Source organism: Stenotrophomonas sp. 364 (genome assembly GCF_009832905.1).
GTDB lineage: Bacteria > Pseudomonadota > Gammaproteobacteria > Xanthomonadales > Xanthomonadaceae > Stenotrophomonas > Stenotrophomonas maltophilia_AP.
Window position 1 is genome coordinate 3,148,515 of record NZ_CP047135.1, and the last position, 16,676, is coordinate 3,165,190.

Consider the following 16,676-nt stretch of genomic DNA (forward strand, 5'->3'; position numbering starts at 1 on the left):
GCATCTCTAGAATGGGAGCTGGTGAAAACGTCTTCATGAGCCTGAAATGCTAGCAGACCCAGCCCCCTTAACGCTGGCCGATCGGTGGCGGCAACGCGACCTAGCCGTGCTGTGGCATCCGTGCACGCAGATGCGCGAGCACCCCGACACCCTGCCGCTGGTGCCGATCGCGCGTGGCGAAGGCCCGTGGCTGATCGATCATGACGGCAAACGCTACCTGGACGCGGTGAGCAGCTGGTGGACCAATCTGTTCGGCCACGCGCATCCGCGGATCGGCGGCGCCATCGCACAGCAGGCCACCCAGCTGGAACAGGTGATGCTGGCCGGCTTCAGCCATGAGCCTGCGGTGGAACTGGCCGAGCGCCTTCTGGCGATCGCCCCCCGCCAGGCCGGGCGCGAGCCGCTGGCCAAGGTGTTCTATGCCGACAACGGCTCGGCCGGGGTCGAGGTGGCTCTGAAGATGGCCTTCCACTACTTCCGCAACCGCGGCGAACACCACCGCACCCGCTTCGTGGCACTGGAAAACGGCTACCACGGCGAGACGCTGGGCGCGCTGTCGGTGGGCGACATCCCGCTGTACCGCCGGGTGTACGCGCCGCTGCTGACCGAGGCGCTGTTTGCGCCATCGCCGGACGCCTACCTGGCCGAGGACGGGCAGACCGCAGCGCAACGTGCGCACCAGGCCGCCGATGCCCTGGCCACCCTGTTCGACCAGCACCCCGGCGAGATCTGCGCGGTGATCCTGGAGCCGCGCCTGCAGTGCGCCGGCGGCATGCGCATGCACGACCCGGTATACCTGCAGCGTGCGCGCGAACTGTGCGATGCCAACGGTGCGTTCCTGATCGCCGATGAAATCGCCACCGGCTTCGGGCGCACCGGCACGATGTTCGCCTGCGAACAGGCCGGGGTGATGCCCGACCTGCTGTGCCTGTCCAAGGGCCTGACCGGCGGCTTCCTGCCGCTGTCGGCGGTGCTGGCCACCCAGGCGTTGTACGACGCGTTCCTGGACGATTCGCGCGAGCGCGCGTTCCTGCACTCGCACAGCTACACCGGCAATCCGCTGGCCTGCGCCGCGGCCCTGGCCACGCTGGACATCTTCGCCGGCGAGGACGTGATCGCACGCAACCGCAGCACCGCCGAGGTGATGCGCACACTGGCCGCCCCGTTCACCGACCACCCGCACGTGGCCGACGTGCGCCAGGCCGGGATGGTGGTGGCCTTCGAACTGACCCGCAACGGCGACAAACGCACGCCGTTCCCGGTCGAGGCGCGGGTAGGCCTGCACGCCTACACCGCCGCGCTCAAGCGTGGCGTGGTGCTGCGCCCGCTGGGCAACGTGCTGTACTGGATGCCGCCCTACTGTGTGGACGACGACCACCTGGACCTGCTGGCCCAGACCACCCTGGCCGCGATCGAGGAGGCTGTTGCATGCGCGTGACCCGGTGCCATGTCGAGAACCCGCTGGCGGTGGGCCAGACCCTGCCGCTGCCCGAAGAGGCGGCCAATCACCTGGTGCGGGTGATGCGCCTGCGCGAGGGCGACGGCTGCGTGCTGTTCAACGGCGACGGCCACGATTACAGCGCCACCCTGGTGGTGGTGGGCAAGCGCGATGCCCAGGTGCGCATCGACGCCGCGCTGGCGGTGGCCAACGAATCGCCGTTGCACATCACCCTGCTGCAGGGCATCGCCCGCGGCGAGAAGATGGACCTGATCCTGCAGAAGGCCACCGAGCTGGGGGTCAACGCGATCGTGCCGGTCAACGCCGAGCGGACCGAAGTGAAACTGGATGCGGCGCGCGCGGAGAAGCGCCTGGCGCACTGGCACAGCGTGGTGGTCTCGGCGTGTGGCCAGTCCGGGCGGGCCCGCGTGCCGGCCGTGGCCGCACCGCAATCACTTCTGGACGCCGCACGGCAGGTGCCGGCCGAGGCCCTCAAACTCACCCTGGACCCACTGGGAGAGCATCGCCTGTCCACCCTGCAGCCAGCCCCGGGCGGCGTGGTGATCGCGATCGGGCCGGAGGGCGGCTGGTCGCCCCGGGATCGGCAGGCATTGGCCGAGGCGGGCTTCCAGGGGCTGCAGTTGGGTCCGCGCATCCTGCGCACGGAAACGGCGGGGCTGGCCGCCATCGCGGCGGTACAGGCGCGGCTGGGCGACCTGGGCTGACCATCACATTCCGATAGGTAGCGACCGTTGGCCGCTACCTCATCCGGCTGGATGCATGAATGGCCGATGCCCGATGTGCCGGCAGGTGGAACAGCCCCCTTGAGTCAAGGGGGCGCGCCGCCAGGCGCGGGGATCTGGAGAAGTGTTTGCGGGGGGCCCACGATCTGCGCCGCAGATCGTGGGAGGTTTCGCGAATGCGAACCTACCCCGCGACCGGGTACGCCTCGTCCAGCGCCGCTTCCAGCGCGTCCAGGTCGGGCAGCAGCGCGCTCTGCTCGCCCAGCAGCACGCGCATGTGCACGCCCTGCGGCAGTGTTTCCTCGGAGGCGTCGGCCAGCAGGCCGTCACGCGGCACCGAGATCAGCTGCGGGAAGGTCTGGGTGAGCAGCGCGAAATACGGGCGCTTCGGGTTGCCGCCCAGCGCCTTGAGCACCACCACCTTGTTGTTGCTGGTGACCAGTTCGTCGCCCAGCCCGGACAGCCGCGCGAACGAGAGCAGCGGTACGTCCCACCCGTGCCACGCAATCTGGCCGACCAGCCAGGCCGGGGCATCCGGCACGCCCTGCACGGCCACCTTGGACATCATCTCGGCCACGGTGGCATTGGGCAGCAGCACGCGCTCGTGGCCGGCCTGGATCAATACCCCGCGGATTTCGTCGTTGCTGGCGTAACTCATGGCGTGATTCCTGAAAAGGGGACGGCGCAGCGATTACTCGCTCACACCCCAACGTTCGACGATGCGCTGGGCCAGCTGCGGCGGCTCGCCCGCGTCCATCCCGGCGGCCACCGCGGCATTGGCTGCGGCAGGGTCGTAGCAGCCTTCGCCGACCTGTGCACCGACCCAGGCGCCTGCGGCGGCCAAGGCCAGGACATCATCGACCTGCGCGGTATCGGCGCCGCTGAGCAGCACCACCGCGCTGTGCGCCGGCGGCAGCGTGGCCACCTGGACACCCTGTGCATCGCCCTGGAAGTACAGGCCACGCTGGCGTTCGGCCAGGCCGATGTCATCGGGCAGAATGTACGCATTGCCGGCCTGCACGGGCTGGTCGGCTTCGGCCAGCAGCACGGGCAGCGCCGACACGCGCGCCATCTGCTTGACCAGGTTGCCGTAGCGGCCGCCGTCCAGGCGCATGTGCACCAGCACCGGCGTGGCCAGCCCCGCCGGCAACGTGGCGAGCAGGCGGCGCAGCGCGTCCGGGCCGCCGATACCGGCCAGCACCAGCACCGCACCTGCGGCGGCGCCGTCGTTGGGGCGGTCGGCCTCCAGTTCGACCAGCGACAGCCGTTCGATATCGAACGCAGACAGTGCCCGCGGCGCAGCGTCGGCCTCCGTGGCAGCGCGTGCGGGCGCCGCGGCGGCGGTGTCTGCGGTGTCGTCCACCAGCGACCAGCTGCTGTGGTCACCCAGCGGTACGCGGGCCATGGCCGGCGGCGCCGAGGGCGGTACCGGCGGTGGCACCGACGCGGTGGCAGCGGCGGACGTCGGTTGCAGGGCAGCCAGCGCCTCTTCCAGCGACATCGGTTCGCTCAGTGCATCCGGGGCCTGATACAGGCCATCGGCGGGCACATCCGCGGCCGCATCGAACGCCTCTCGGACATGGAAATCCAACGGTGCATCGGCATGCAGCTCGGCCGGCGTGGTCGGCAGGCCGGGCTCGGGCTGGAGCAGGCTGTCCTGCTCCGAACCCGGCGGCAGCACGTCGTGGTGGCCGTGCAGCTTGGCCACCAGGTGCCGCGCCCAGCGCTGTGCTTCCCAGCCTTCACGGCGGGCGGCCAGTTCGGCTTCGTCGAAGATCAGGGTCAGCGACGGCGAACCCAGCACCGGGTCCAGGCGCTCCAGCGCGTCCTCGATCGCCGGTTCCAGCGCGATCAGCACCGCACCCGGCGCCGCATCGCGCAGCACCTGCACGTCCAGCGTGTTGGGATCCTCTTCCAGCACCAGGGTCGCGCCGGCCTGGGCCAACGCGTCGCGCAGGCGCTCGCGGGCCTGCCCCGGGCGCGCCAGCAGCGCTACCGACAACAGCAAAGGCAGGTCATTCGCGGACACGGGCGATCCCCAGCAGGTCGTACACGTTTCGCATCAGGTCCAGTTCCTGGTAAGGCTTGCCCAGGTAACGCTGGACGCCGATTTCGAAGGCGCGCTGACGGTGCTTGTCGCCGCTGCGCGAGGTGATCATCACAATCGGCACATCCTTGTAACGCGGGTCGGCGCGCATCGCGGTGGCCAGTTCATAGCCATCCATGCGCGGCATTTCGATGTCCAGCAGCATCAGGTCGGGGACGCGTTCTTCCAGCCGCTCGAGCGCTTCCACGCCATCGCGGGCCACTGCCACTTCGAAGTTGTGGCGTTCCAGGATGCGGCCGGTGACCTTGCGCATGGTCAGCGAATCGTCGACCACCATCACCAGCGGTGCCTGGCGGTCGCTGACCTGGCTGGTCACGGCGATCGGCTTGTGCGGGTTGGCCTGGAAGCGGCGGACCAGCGGTGCCACGTCGAGGATGACCACCACGCGGCCATCGCCGGTGATGGTGGCGCCGTAGATACCGGGCACCGAGGCGATCTGCAGGCCCACCGGCTTGACCACGATTTCGCGGTTGCCCAGCACCTGGTCGATCGCCACGGCCGCGCGCAGTTCACCGGCACGCACCAGCAGCAGCGGCACCTGGGCCTGGCCCTCGGCACGCGCAGGGCCTTGGCCCACCAGCGTCCCGAGGTCATGCAGGGCGAAGGCTTCGCCACCGTAGTGGTAGTCGCCGTCGATGGTTTCAAAGCGCTCGCGCGAGATCCGGCCGATACCGCTGACCGAGGCTACCGGCACCGCGTAGGTGGTCTCGCCGATCTGCACGAACACCGCCTGGGTGACCGCCAGCGTCTGCGGCAGGCGCAGGGTGAAGGTGACGCCCTGGCCGCGCACCGAGTGGATATCCACCGAGCCGCCCAGCTGGCGCACTTCGTTGTGCACCACGTCCATGCCCACGCCGCGTCCGGCCAGCTGGCTGACCTGGTCGGCGGTGCTGAACCCGGGCGAGAAGATCATCGCGTCCAGTTCGGCATCGCCAAGCACGGCGTCGGCCTGCACCAGGCCACGCTGTTCGGCGCGGCGACGGATCGCCTCGCGGTCCAGCCCGGCGCCGTCGTCGGCCACTTCCAGCACGATTTCCGAGCCTTCGCGGCGCAGACGGATGGCGATTTCGCCTTCCTCGGGCTTGCCGGCAGCGCGGCGCTGTTCCGGGGTTTCCAGCCCATGGGCCACCGAGTTGCGCAGCATGTGTTCCAGCGGCGCGACCATGCGATCCAGGACGTTGCGGTCCAGTTCGCCGTGGGTGCCTTCCAGGATCACGTGCACCTGCTTGCCGGTGTCCTGGCCGGCCTGGCGGACCACGCGACGCAGGCGCGGCACCAGACCGTCGAACGGCACCATGCGCGCGCGCATCAGGCCGTCCTGCAGTTCCGAGCTGACCCGCGACTGCTGTTGCAGCAGCACGTCGTACTGGCGCGACAGGTCGTCCAGCACGCCCTGCAGGCCGCCCAGGTCGGCGGCGGATTCGTTCAGCGCGCGGCTGAGCTGCTGCAGCGTGGAGAAGCGGTCCAGTTCCAGCGGATCGAACTTGTGGTCGGCCTGGTCCTGCTCACGCTGGTAGCGGGCAACGATCTGCGCTTCGGTTTCCAGGTCCAGCCGGCGCAGCTGGTCGCGCAGACGCGCGTTGGTGCGGTCCAGTTCGCCCATGGCGCCACGGAAGGCGCCGAGCTGCTGTTCAAGGCGCGAGCGGTAGATCGCCACTTCACCGGCGTGGTTGACCAGGCGGTCGAGCAGGTCGGCACGCACGCGCACCTGTTCCTGCTGCGGACGGGCCAGGGCATCGTCGTCGCTGCTGGTTTCCAGCGGCACCGGTGCCGAAAGCGGCGCCGCGGCGACGGCGGTATCGACCTCGACCGGTGCGCTGTCCTGCACGGTGTCGGCAGGGGTGTCCACGGCCACGTCCACCCGGCCCAGCGTGCGCTGTTCGAACGCATGGATCAGGTCGTCGGGCATCGCCACGCCGCGGTGCTGACCGGTACGGGTCAGCAGCTGGTGCAGGCGATCGAAGCCACGTTCAAGCAGGTGTACGTCGCTGCGGTCGATGTCGGTGCGGTTGGCCGCCACGGCTTCCAGCAGCGATTCGATGCCATGGCCCAGGTCGCCGATCGGGTTGATCCCGGCCATGCGTGCGCCACCCTTGAGGGTATGCAGGTCACGCTGCAGGCCGGCGATGACGTCGCGGTCGTTCGGCGCGGCGCGCAGTTCGCTGATCAGGCCATCGCAATGGTCGAGCAGGTCCTTGCCTTCTTCCACGAAGATGTCGACCAGCTCCTGGTCGAGCACGCTGAAGTCCAGCGCATCGGCGCTGTCTTCTTCGTCATCGGCATCGGTGCCGGTGTCGGCTTCGGTGTCGCGCACGCTGTCGGCGGCAACCGCTGCCTCGGCGGGGGCGGCCGGTTCCGCATGCGTGGACAGTGCAGCGACCGATGCGCCGGCGACGGCCAACGGTGCATCTTCGAGTTCGAAGAACGGTGTCGGCGCGGCGGTTTGGGTTTCGGTTTCGGTTTCGACCGCATCCTCGGCGAAGGCGTCGGCCTCCTCCGGCTGTTCCTGTACGTCGTGGGTGGCATCCAGGCCCAGCACGCTGTCGGCCGCGTCGTCGGCCTGCGGCGCGTCGATCACGGTCAGACCGTCATCCAGGGCCTGCTGCTCGTCGACCGGCTCACCGAACGCCGGCATCGGCGGCAGGGCTTCGTCCAGTGCGTCGCGCGTGTCCTGATCGTCCGCGTCCAGATCCTGTTCCGATGCGGCGGGTGCGGCGTCGTCGGGTGCGTCGAACGGCGCGTCCGGCACGGTGGTGGTGTCTGCTTCGGCGGTCGTTTCGGCGTCGACGTCGGCGTCCACTTCGACATCGGCCACGGCGTCGGACGCTTCGGCGGTAGCAACCGCCGAAGCGCCATCGAGGACTACGTGATCGACCGAGGTGTCGTCCGCAGCGGCGCCCGTGGCAGCAGCCACGTCGTTCGCCTCGGCCACCGGCGTCGCATCGGCGTCGAAGAAGCGCGACAGGTCGTCGGCGCCGGTCAGTTCGACCGCCTCCAGACCGTCGTGCGCGCCCTGCCCGTCCGCTGTGGCGTCGTGCTGTTCCGCGTCGAATGCGGCGACGTCGGCGACGCCCGGGTCGGCACGGCCTGCGTCAGGCTGTGCGTCGAGCGTCGTCTCGTTGCCCGCGATGGGCGCGGCATTCACCGGAAGATCGGCGTCGAAGTACGCCGACAGGTCATTGCTGACGGTCAGCTCGTCCACGACCGGCACATCGGCGTCCGGCGCGTGACCGGTCTCCGCTTCCACCGCATCGATTTCAAGGGCGACGGGCTCGACCACGGTCAGGGCGTCGGCGTCGACCTCGGCCAGCTGCAGGTCGGTACCGGCGCTGTCGTCCAGGCCGGCGTAACCGTCCTGCGCGTCTGCCTGCGGCAGCGTGGCCAGGGCGTCGTCGTTCGCGGCGATCTCGTCGCCGACCGCCGGCACGGCCGCATCGTGGGACGCGACAGCGTCCACGGCGTCCGCATCCACGGCCTGCGGCTCGACAGCGCCCGGGTCGGCGGCATCGTCGTCCAGCGCGTCCAAGGCGTCTTCTTCATCGTCAGCCACCAGGGCCGGCCAGCGCGCTTCGGGCAGCGTGTCGGCCAGGGCCTGCAGACGCGCGGCAAGCGCGGCCTGCACCGGAATACGCGGTGCGTCGGCCTGCAGGGCCGTCATGGTCGCGGTGATCGCCTCGGCGGTGGCCGACAGCGCGTCCACGCCATCGGCGTCCGGGGGGGTATCGGCGGCCAGCGAGCGCTTGATGAAGCTCTCGGCGCCCCCGGTGACGGCGGTGATTTCGGGCACGTCGGTCATCGCGAACGCACCGTTCATGGTATGCACCGCGCGCAGCAGGCTGTCGGTGACCGGCTGCGGGGCCACGCTGGCCTCGCGCAACCAGGCCTGCAACGTGGCCTGGTGGGTATCCACCTCGGCTTCCAGGATCTCGCGCAGCACTTCGTCGATGTTGGCCGGGGTACCGCTGGCCTCGACGGCGTCGCTGGCTTCGACGGCTTCAACGACGTCCACCACGTCCACCGGGGCGGCCACGACCGGCGCGGCCCGCTGCAGCGGCACATGGAAGGTTTCTTCGCCGGCCGCCACGCGATCGGCAATGGCCTGCATGGCCTGCAGGTCGGCCGTTACGCGGCCCTGGCCGCGTAACGCGGCGTTGAGCTGCGGCAGCACCTCATATGCCTGGGTGACCATGGCCACCACGGCCGGGGTGGCCGGCCGGGTACCGTCGAGCACGCGGTTGAGCATGCCTTCGATTTTCCAGCTGAACTCGCCCAGGGTACGTGCGCCCACCAACCGGCCGCTGCCCTTGAGCGTGTGGAACACGCGGCGGATCGGACGCAGGCGGTCGAGGTTGTCCGGCGCGGCGCGCCAGACCGGCAGCAGGTTGCCGAGGTTGACCAGTTCCTCGTCGAACTCTTCGATGAAGACCTCGCGGATGTCCTGGTCGATGTTCTCGCCATCGTCCTCGAACCCGGCCTCGATGCTGTCGGTCTCACCGACTGCATTGGCCGGCGATACCGCAGCCAGCGCATCGGGAGTGATCGCCGGTGCGGTGCTGAACTGCGCGGCGGCCGCATCCAGCTCGGCCAGGAAGCGCGCGGACTCGTCGTCCAGCTCGATCTTGCCGATCACGGCGGCATGCACGCCGGTGCTGCTGTGGGTCACCACCGGGGTCGGTTCCTGCGCAGCCCCGTCGTCACCGGGGGTGTCCTCGTCGGTGTCGGTCGGCACCGCCGCATCAATGGATGCGTCTGCAACGGGACTGTCGTCTGCAACCGCGGCCAGATCGATCTCCTCGACCGGCTCGGCGCTGATCGCCTCACCATGCTCAACGGCTTCTGCGTCGGCCCCGTGCCCGGTGGCGTCCGCAACGTCATCGGCATGGCCGTCGGACGCCTGCAGGAACGACGGCAACTCGGCCACGTCCAGGTCGGACGCGGCCTCGGCCATCGGCTCCGCGGCAGGAGCCACGGTATCGTCGATCTCCAGCGACAGCACGTCGCCTGCATTGTGCAACGGCGCATCGAAGGTGAATTCGATGGGCGCGTCGCTGAACTCCAGTACGTCGTGCTCGGCGGCAACCGGGTCGAACCCACCGCTGAAGGAGACGGCAGCCTGCGCGTGCTCATCAGCCTGCGCGGACACCGTGTCGGTGGCGTCCAGCGCATCCAGGGCGACATGCATCGGCGGCAGCGCGTCCCAGCGCACTGCAGGGCTGTCCTCGGCAATCACCGGGTCGAAATGGGCGAAGCTGGGGCCGGCGTGGTCGGTGGTGGCGTCGGCCTCGGTGGACAGGGTCCACTGCGGCGCTTCCGGCGCGGGCGCGGTCGATGCGTCGAACACCAGCGACGGCGCGGCTGCCGCTGCGCTGGCCAGGGCGGCGTCAGGCAGCGGGTCGAAGGTGACGTCCGGGAACGACGGTGGCACGCTGCCCGGCGGCGGTGCGCTCGGGGTGACGGGCACGGCGATCGGCTCGACCGACGGCGCATCCCACTGCGTCAACTCGATCGGCTCGGCGGCCACCGGCAGGGCCTCTGCGGTGGTGTCCGGCTGGGCGGCATCGGCGTCCGGCAACGGCCAGTAACGGAGGGTTTCCAGGCTGGTGCGGGTGATGTCCAGGATTTCCTCGCGACCCGGGCGACGTTCGCGCAGGGCTTCGAGGTAGTACTCCAGGCTGGCCATGGCATCGGCCAGGGTATCCAGCTGGCGCCCGCTCGGCACGCGCTGGCGGCCGATCAGTTCCACCGTGATGTACTGGCGCACACCCTGCAGGTAGTCGGCCGGGGTGGCCAGGTCGAGCATGCGCAACGCACCGGACACCTCGCCCAGCAGGCGCGGCACTTCCTGCAGCTGCTGGTGGTTCCAGTTGGTTTCGATGAAGGCGACGAAGTGCTCGCGGGCGGCGGCGAAATTGGCGATGGCTTCATGCGCCAGCACCTCCACCGTGCGCCGGTTCTCCACTGCGCTCGGATCGTCCTCGCCACTGCCGCCGGCGCCCAGATGGGCGACCTGGTCGTCCAGCGAAGCGTCCACGTACAGCAGCGCACCGGCGATATCCAGCAGCAGGCTTTCGTCGATCTGCTGTTCGCCCTGCACGACGCCGCGCAGCGCATCGCGCTGCTGCACGACCACGCCGCGGGCCACGCCCAGGCCCATCATGCCCAGGGTATCGGCAACGGCGCCCAGTTCGTTGACCTGGGTCTGCAGCTGCACCGGATCGCCACCGGTGCGCAGGTGCAGGTCCAGCGCATCCTTGATGCGCAGCAGTTCTTCCTTGACCGCATTGCCCACGGTATCGAGCAGCTCGCGGTTGCGGCCGCTCAGGCTGCCGCGCGCGTGGTCGAGCTCGGCCTCGGTGGCGGTGACGCTGTCCGGCGCGAACGCGAACAGCACGCTTTCGTTGATGCCCGGCGCGGCGCGTGCCGACCGGATGTCGTTGAGCAGCGGCAGCAGCACGATCGGAATGTCGCGGTGCCCGTTCTGCAGGCGCTCCAGGTAGTCGGGCAGCAGCACGCTGCCGCGCATCAGGGTGGCGCAGGCTTCGTCACGGTCGGGCACCTCGCCGGCACCGATGGCGTTGGCCAGCTGCTCCAGTTCTTCGGCCACCATCGCCGGGGCATACAGCTCCACCATGCGCAGGGTGCCCTGCACCTGGTGCAGGTACCCGGCGCAGAAGCGCATGCGGCCGGCATCGGAGGGGTCTTCGGCGTAGTACTCCACCTCGTTGCGCACCTGGCGCAGGGTTTCGTCCAGTTCCGGCTTGACCCAGCCCAGGGCGGCGTGGCTCATGGCATCGCGCAGCGTGCTCATGCCAGGTCTCCCGGCAGGGGCGCGCGCGTGTCGTGCTGTGGGTTATCGCGATGCATCATTTGCTGATTCCTTCCCTCTCCGCCCTGCCCGCGGCTCACGCCGGCAGCTTGAAGTCGGCAACCGAGCGGCGCAGGTCGGCCGCCAGCTGTGCCAAATGACCGATCGACTCGGCGGTCTGTCCCGCACCCTGCGAGGTCTGGCCGGTAATCTGCCGGATCACGCCCATGGTGCGGGTGATGTCCGAGGCGGCCGACGACTGCTGCTGGGCGGCGATCGAGATGTTCTTGATGAGGTTGTTGAGCGCGTTGGACACGCGTTCGATTTCAGTCAGCGCGGTACCGGCGTCTTCGGCCAGGCGCGCACCGGACACCACTTCGGCGGTGGTCTGCTCCATCGAGCTGACCGCTTCGTTGGTATCGGCCTGAATGGCCTGGACCAGGCCTTCGATCCGTCGGGTCGCGCCGGAGGTACGTTCTGCCAGGCGCTGCACTTCGTCGGCCACCACGGCGAAACCACGGCCGGCCTCACCGGCCGAGGCCGCCTGCACCGCGGCGTTCAACGCCAGGATGTTGGTCTGCTCGGAAATGTCGTTGATCAGTTCCACGATCGAGCCGATCTCCTGCGAGGATTCGCCCAGGCGCTTGATGCGCTTGGAGGTTTCCTGGATCTGGTCGCGGATCTGGTCCATGCCCTGGATGGTCTCGCGCACCACGCCGGCGCCTTCGGCGGCGATCACCACCGAGCGCTGTGCCACGTCGGCCGACTCGGCCGAGTTGCGCGACACCTGTTCGATGCTCGAGGCGATTTCGCCGATGCGGTCCGAGGCCGAGGTGATCTGGTTGGCCTGGTGGCCCGCCGCTTCGGCCAGCTGCATGGCCGTGGCCTGGGTTTCCTGGGTGGACAGCGCGACCTTGGCCGAGGTGTCGTTGATGGTGGTCACCAGGTGGCGCAGTTCGTCCACGGCGTAGTTGATGGCGTCTGCGATCGCGCCGGTCATGTCCTCGGTCACCGAGGCCTTCACCGTCAGGTCGCCTTCACCCAGCGAGCTGATTTCGTCCAGCAGCCGCATGATGGCCTGCTGGTTGCGGCTGTTGAATTCCACCTGGGTCTGGTAACGCAGGTCCTGCTCGCGCGAACGGCTGCGCACGGTGCTGCTGACGAAGCCGATGATGGCGATCAGCGACAGCGCACCGGAAATCACGCCCAGCCAGAAGTTCGGGAACAGGCGCGTGTCGCGCACCGAACCGAACGAGGAGAACGCTTCAAACAGCTTCTTGCTGTCGTCCAGCATGCGGGTGGCACCACCGGTCAGCGCGGCGGCCGAGGACTGCGCCGAGAACAACTGGCGCGAGCTGGCCAGGATCGCGTCGGCGTCCTTCTTCATGGTGTCCCACTGCTTCTGGGACTGCTCCAGCGCGGCCAGCGCGCCGGCATTGCGCACTGGGGTGATGCCCAGTTCTTCGTTGCCGTTGCGCAGGGCGTCCAGCACCTGGGTGAACACCACCGAGTCGCGGGCGAGCGCGTCGCCGGCGGCGGCGGCATTGGCACCACCGGCGCGCATTTCGGTGACCCGGCGGGCCATCGAGCCCACCACCACCACCTGCTGCAGCGCGTTGTACACCTGCGAGGCCGGGGCACCGCCGGCGGACATCGCACGCACCACTTCGTTCAGCTGTGCCTGCAGTGCCGGCACGCCGTTGACGAAGTTGTTGGCGTTGCCGGCCAGGGCCAGCACCGCCGGCTCACTGGCCACCAGCTGGGCGGCGCTCTTGCCGAGCGGCTCCCAGGTCTGGCTGAGCTGGTTGAGCGGGCCGGACACGTTCGCTTCGGAACCGTAGCGACCCTGCAGGCTGCTCACGGTGCTCTCGATGCGGGTCTTGGTGTCCTTGAACGCGGTGAACGCCTGGGCGTTGCCCGAGACCGCTTCACGGCCCTGGTTGGCCAGCTGCTGGGACAACACCTGCAGATCGGCCGCGCCGGTACTGGCGCCGGCCAGGCGACTGCCCTGCCAGGTGGCGACGCCGGTGTTGACGCCGAACACGATCATCGACAGGGCCAGCAGGCCGAGCCAGAAATTGGTTCCCACCGACCCGAGCTTGCCGGCCTTGGCGGATTCCGAAGCAGTACTCATCGTTCAACCTCGATCATCAAATACGGTGAGACAGGCGGCAGCGATCAGGCCGCGGCCTGCCTGAATTCGGGAGTGCGCGACAGCAGCGACAGCGAGAAGACGCCCCAATCGTGCCCATCGCCGTGGAAGGCACGGTCGATGAAGTGGGCATAGCGGCCGCTGGCGAGATCGCCGATGGCGATGTCCTGGCCCTGGTCGAAGCTGCGCTGGCCGAACAGTTCATCGATGGTGAGCGCGACGTCGCCGCCGGCCTGGCGCATGATCAACACGCGCTGGCCTTCCTGGTGCACGGTGCGCTCGCCTTCCAGGAAGTACTTCAGGTCCACCACCGGGAACAGGTTGCCGCGCAGGTTGCCCACGCCCAGCAGCCACGGCTGCGCGCCGGGCACCGGGGTGATCGGCGGCATCGGCACGATTTCAACCACTTCGCGGAAATCCGACACCAGGTGGCGCTTGCCCACGCGGTAACCGACGCCACGCCACAGGTCCTGTGCGAACTGACGCTCGGGCAGCTGCACGGCATGGGCCAGGCTGCGCCGTTCGTAGGCTTCCAGGATGTCGAAAGGAGAACGCATCAGACCACCAACTGGTTGATCCGCGCGATCAGTTCCTCCTCGCGCGGCGGCTTGACGATGTAGTCGGCCGCCCCCTGGCGCAGCCCCCACGCCTTGTCGGTCTCCATCGCCTTGGTGCTGACGATGACGACCGGAATATGTTTGATGGCCGCGTCACGCGCCATCGCACGGGTGGCCTGGAAGCCACTCATGCCCGGAAGGACCACGTCCATCAGCACCAGCTGCGGCGCATGCTCGCGCACGAGCACCAGCCCGTCTTCTGCGTTGTCCGCTTCCAGTACTTCGTGCCCGGCCTTGGTCAACCACTGCGTGAACACCGCGCGGTCGGTCGGTGAATCCTCGATCAGAACGATTCGAGCCATTGTGCCTTTCCCCCTGGTCAGGCGTTGACGTATGTGCGGATGGCACCCAGCAGTTCTTCACGCGTGAATGGCTTGGTCAGGTACTGCTCCGAGCCGACGATGCGCCCGCGCGCCTTGTCGAACAGGCCGTCCTTGGAGGACAGCATGATCACCGGGGTCGACTTGAACAGCTGGTTGCCCTTGATCAGCGCACAGGTCTGATAGCCGTCCAGCCGCGGCATCATGATGTCCACGAAGATGATCTGCGGCTGTTGGTCGGCGATCTTGGCCAACGCCTCGAAACCATCGGTCGCGGTCACCACCTCGCAGCCTTCGCGCTTGAGCAGTGTTTCGGCGGTCCTGCGAATGGTCTTCGAATCGTCGATGACCATGACCCTAAGCCCTGCGAGTTCCCCACCCGCAGCCATGTTTTCAGTCATTACCTTTCCCCGGGCGCGCGACGCTTCTGCTTGGTCCGGCGTCGCTGCGAAAGCGTATCTATATCGCACTTCCCGCGCAGGCTACAAGCGCGGCCACTTCAGCCAAGCCGCAGACGGGTCGAACCGGGCCGGATCGGCCGGATTTGCGCAAACCCGGGCCCCGGCGGACGCAGCGTTGCACCCCGCCGGGCAGGCAACCGGCCCCGGTTGCGGCTACCATCATCGCCCTGCCCGCCAGGTTGCGACCATGCCGTTGAATGTCATCGTGGTGATGGACCCCATCGCCCATATCAAGATTGCCAAGGACACCACCTTCGCGATGCTGCTGGAAGCCCAGCGCCGCGGTCACGCCCTGCACTACGTCAGCCCCGGCGGGCTGGCCCTGCGCGACGGCCAGGCGGTCGCCCGCACCGCGCCGCTGCAGGTGCGCGAGGACAAGGCCGACTGGTTCACCCTGGGCGAATTCAGCCAGACCGTGTTCGGCCCCGGCCAGGTGGTGCTGATGCGCAAGGACCCGCCGGTGGATGCCGAATTCATCTACGACACCCATGTGCTCAGCGTGGCCCAGCAGGCCGGCGCGCTGGTGGTCAACGACCCCCAGGGGCTGCGCGATTTCAACGAGAAGCTGGCCGCGCTGCTGTTCCCGCAGTGCTGCCCGCCGACCCTGGTCAGCCGCCGCAACGCCGACCTGAAGGCCTTCGTGCTGGAACATGGCCAGGCCGTGCTCAAGCCGCTGGACGGCATGGGCGGGCGCTCGATCTTCCGCAGCGGCACCGGCGACCCCAACCTCAACGTGATCCTGGAAACCCTGACCGACGGCGAGCGCACGCTGGCGCTGGCGCAGAAGTTCATCCCGGACATCACCGCCGGCGACAAGCGGATCCTGCTGGTCGACGGCGAGCCGGTGGACTACTGCCTGGCGCGGATCCCGCAGGGCGACGAGTTCCGCGGCAACCTGGCCGCCGGCGGCCGCGGTGAAGGCCGCCCGCTGAGCGACCGCGACCGCTGGATCGCCGCCCAGGTCGGGCCGGAGATGAAGCGCCGCGGCATGCGCTTTGTCGGCCTGGACGTGATCGGCGATTACCTGACCGAAGTGAACGTCACCAGCCCCACCTGCGTGCGCGAGCTGGATGCCCAGTTCGGGCTCAACATCGCCGGCACCCTGTTCGACGCGATCGAGGCCGGCCTGCCGCGATGAGTGCGACGGCCGCACCGCTACTGCCGCTGCAGGCGCGCGAGTCGCAGCGCCTGGGCGCGACCCTGGCGCTGTCGCTGCTGGTGCATGCGCTGTTGATCCTGGGGGTGGGCTTTGCGGTGAGCGACAAGGCCGCGCTGGTACCCACCCTGGAGGTGATCTTCAGCCAGACCCAGACGGCGCTGACGCCCAAACAGGCCGATTTCCTGGCCCAGGCCAACCAACAGGGCGGCGGCGACCACGACAAGGCCCAGCGCCCGCGCGACAACCAGGCCGGGATCGTGCCGCAGCCGCAGGCCGGGCTGTCGCCGGTGCCGCAGCAGCGCCAGGATGCGGCCAGCCCGCCGCCACCGCAGGCGCGGGTGGTGTCCAGCCGCAACAGCACCGAGCAGGTGGCCAGCGCGCAGCCGCAGCCAGTGCCCGAGCACCCGCAGCCGGAGGCCCCGCTGAATGCGCGCGAGCAGCGCGACGCGGAAATGGCCCGGTTGGCCGCCGAGGTGCACCTGCGCTCGGCGCAGTACGCCAAGCGCCCGAACCGGAAGTTCGTGTCGGCCAGCACCCGGGAATACGCCTACGCCAACTACCTGCGGGCGTGGGTGGATCGCGCCGAACGCGTGGGCAACCTCAATTACCCCGACGAAGCCCGCCAGCGCCGCCTCGGCGGCCAGGTGGTGATCACCGTCGGCGTGCGCCGCGACGGCAGCGTGGAAAGCGCGCGGATCCTGCGCAGCAGCGGCACCCCGTTGTTGGATGAGGCTGCCCTGCGCGTGGTCCGCCTGGCGCAGCCGTTCCCGCCGTTGCCCAAGACGGACGACGGCGTGGAGATCCTGCAGGTGACGCGGACGTGGGCGTTCATGCCCGGTGGTACGCTGCGCGACGACCGGTGAGCGGGCGATAG

Annotated in this window: 11 protein-coding genes; 4 read left to right on the forward strand and 7 right to left on the reverse strand. The window is 69.1% G+C overall.

All coding sequences use genetic code 11. The features are described 5' to 3' along the window. The first annotated feature begins 46 nt into the window (after nt 1–46). Both bioA and GQ674_RS14290 read left to right on the forward strand, forming a co-directional pair. Complete coding sequence (bioA, locus tag GQ674_RS14285; RefSeq protein WP_159497604.1) at nt 47–1,438, forward strand: adenosylmethionine--8-amino-7-oxononanoate transaminase; 1,392 nt, start codon at nt 47–49, stop codon at nt 1,436–1,438. After that, nucleotides 1,429–2,163: a 16S rRNA (uracil(1498)-N(3))-methyltransferase gene (locus GQ674_RS14290; RefSeq protein ID WP_159497605.1), complete on the forward strand. Its 735-nt coding sequence runs from the start codon at nt 1,429–1,431 to the stop codon at nt 2,161–2,163. The genes bioA and GQ674_RS14290 overlap by 10 nt, the downstream gene beginning before the upstream one ends. Nucleotides 2,164–2,365: 202 nt before the next feature. Here the strand turns inward: GQ674_RS14290 and GQ674_RS14295 are convergent, their stop codons facing one another. The 7 genes from GQ674_RS14295 to pilG form a co-directional block, all read right to left on the reverse strand. Next, nucleotides 2,366–2,839, reverse strand: a complete 474-nt coding sequence (locus GQ674_RS14295; RefSeq protein WP_159497606.1) for a chemotaxis protein CheW — start codon at nt 2,837–2,839, stop codon at nt 2,366–2,368. 33 nt (nt 2,840–2,872) lie between these two features. Then, complete coding sequence (locus tag GQ674_RS14300; RefSeq protein WP_159497607.1) at nt 2,873–4,210, reverse strand: chemotaxis protein CheB; 1,338 nt, start codon at nt 4,208–4,210, stop codon at nt 2,873–2,875. Further along, complete coding sequence (locus tag GQ674_RS14305) at nt 4,197–11,096, reverse strand: Hpt domain-containing protein (protein WP_159497608.1); 6,900 nt, start codon at nt 11,094–11,096, stop codon at nt 4,197–4,199. Before GQ674_RS14305 ends, GQ674_RS14300 begins: the two co-directional genes overlap by 14 nt. A gap of 94 nt (nt 11,097–11,190) precedes the next feature. Continuing rightward, a complete protein-coding gene (locus GQ674_RS14310) occupies nt 11,191–13,227 on the reverse strand; it encodes a methyl-accepting chemotaxis protein (RefSeq protein ID WP_159497609.1) in 2,037 nt (678 codons plus the stop codon). Between the two features lie 44 nt (nt 13,228–13,271). Next, nucleotides 13,272–13,802, reverse strand: a complete 531-nt coding sequence (locus tag GQ674_RS14315; RefSeq protein WP_038686785.1) for a chemotaxis protein CheW — start codon at nt 13,800–13,802, stop codon at nt 13,272–13,274. Further along, the gene (locus GQ674_RS14320; RefSeq protein WP_038686783.1) at nt 13,802–14,164 is read right to left on the reverse strand and encodes a response regulator; all 363 of its coding nucleotides are present in this window, start codon (nt 14,162–14,164) and stop codon (nt 13,802–13,804) included. Before GQ674_RS14320 ends, GQ674_RS14315 begins: the two co-directional genes overlap by 1 nt. 17 nt (nt 14,165–14,181) lie before the next feature. Next, on the reverse strand, nt 14,182–14,583 hold the full coding sequence (gene pilG, locus GQ674_RS14325) for a twitching motility response regulator PilG (protein WP_017356958.1): 402 nt from the start codon (nt 14,581–14,583) through the stop codon (nt 14,182–14,184). A 247-nt stretch (nt 14,584–14,830) separates the two neighbouring features. Here pilG and gshB point away from each other — a divergent pair, with 247 nt between their 5' ends. Then, nucleotides 14,831–15,781, forward strand: a complete 951-nt coding sequence (gene gshB / locus GQ674_RS14330; protein ID WP_128097898.1) for a glutathione synthase — start codon at nt 14,831–14,833, stop codon at nt 15,779–15,781. After that, nucleotides 15,778–16,665 (forward strand): energy transducer TonB, encoded by an 888-nt coding sequence (locus GQ674_RS14335; RefSeq protein ID WP_159497610.1) that lies wholly within the window; start codon nt 15,778–15,780, stop codon nt 16,663–16,665. Before gshB ends, GQ674_RS14335 begins: the two co-directional genes overlap by 4 nt. The last annotated feature ends 11 nt before the right edge of the window (nt 16,666–16,676 follow it).

What these genes read in the sequence shown, in the direction of transcription:
- GQ674_RS14320 (WP_038686783.1), bottom strand. Translation starts at nt 14,164, where the DNA reads ATGGCTCGAATCGTTCTGATCGAGGATTCACCGACCGACCGCGCGGTG.
- bioA (WP_159497604.1), top strand. Translation starts at nt 47, where the DNA reads ATGCTAGCAGACCCAGCCCCCTTAACGCTGGCCGATCGGTGGCGGCAA.
- pilG (WP_017356958.1), bottom strand. Translation starts at nt 14,583, where the DNA reads ATGACTGAAAACATGGCTGCGGGTGGGGAACTCGCAGGGCTTAGGGTC.
- GQ674_RS14315 (WP_038686785.1), bottom strand. Translation starts at nt 13,802, where the DNA reads ATGCGTTCTCCTTTCGACATCCTGGAAGCCTACGAACGGCGCAGCCTG.
- GQ674_RS14295 (WP_159497606.1), bottom strand. Translation starts at nt 2,839, where the DNA reads ATGAGTTACGCCAGCAACGACGAAATCCGCGGGGTATTGATCCAGGCC.
- GQ674_RS14290 (WP_159497605.1), top strand. Translation starts at nt 1,429, where the DNA reads ATGCGCGTGACCCGGTGCCATGTCGAGAACCCGCTGGCGGTGGGCCAG.
- gshB (WP_128097898.1), top strand. Translation starts at nt 14,831, where the DNA reads ATGCCGTTGAATGTCATCGTGGTGATGGACCCCATCGCCCATATCAAG.
- GQ674_RS14335 (WP_159497610.1), top strand. Translation starts at nt 15,778, where the DNA reads ATGAGTGCGACGGCCGCACCGCTACTGCCGCTGCAGGCGCGCGAGTCG.
- GQ674_RS14305 (WP_159497608.1), bottom strand. Translation starts at nt 11,096, where the DNA reads ATGAGCACGCTGCGCGATGCCATGAGCCACGCCGCCCTGGGCTGGGTC.
- GQ674_RS14310 (WP_159497609.1), bottom strand. Translation starts at nt 13,227, where the DNA reads ATGAGTACTGCTTCGGAATCCGCCAAGGCCGGCAAGCTCGGGTCGGTG.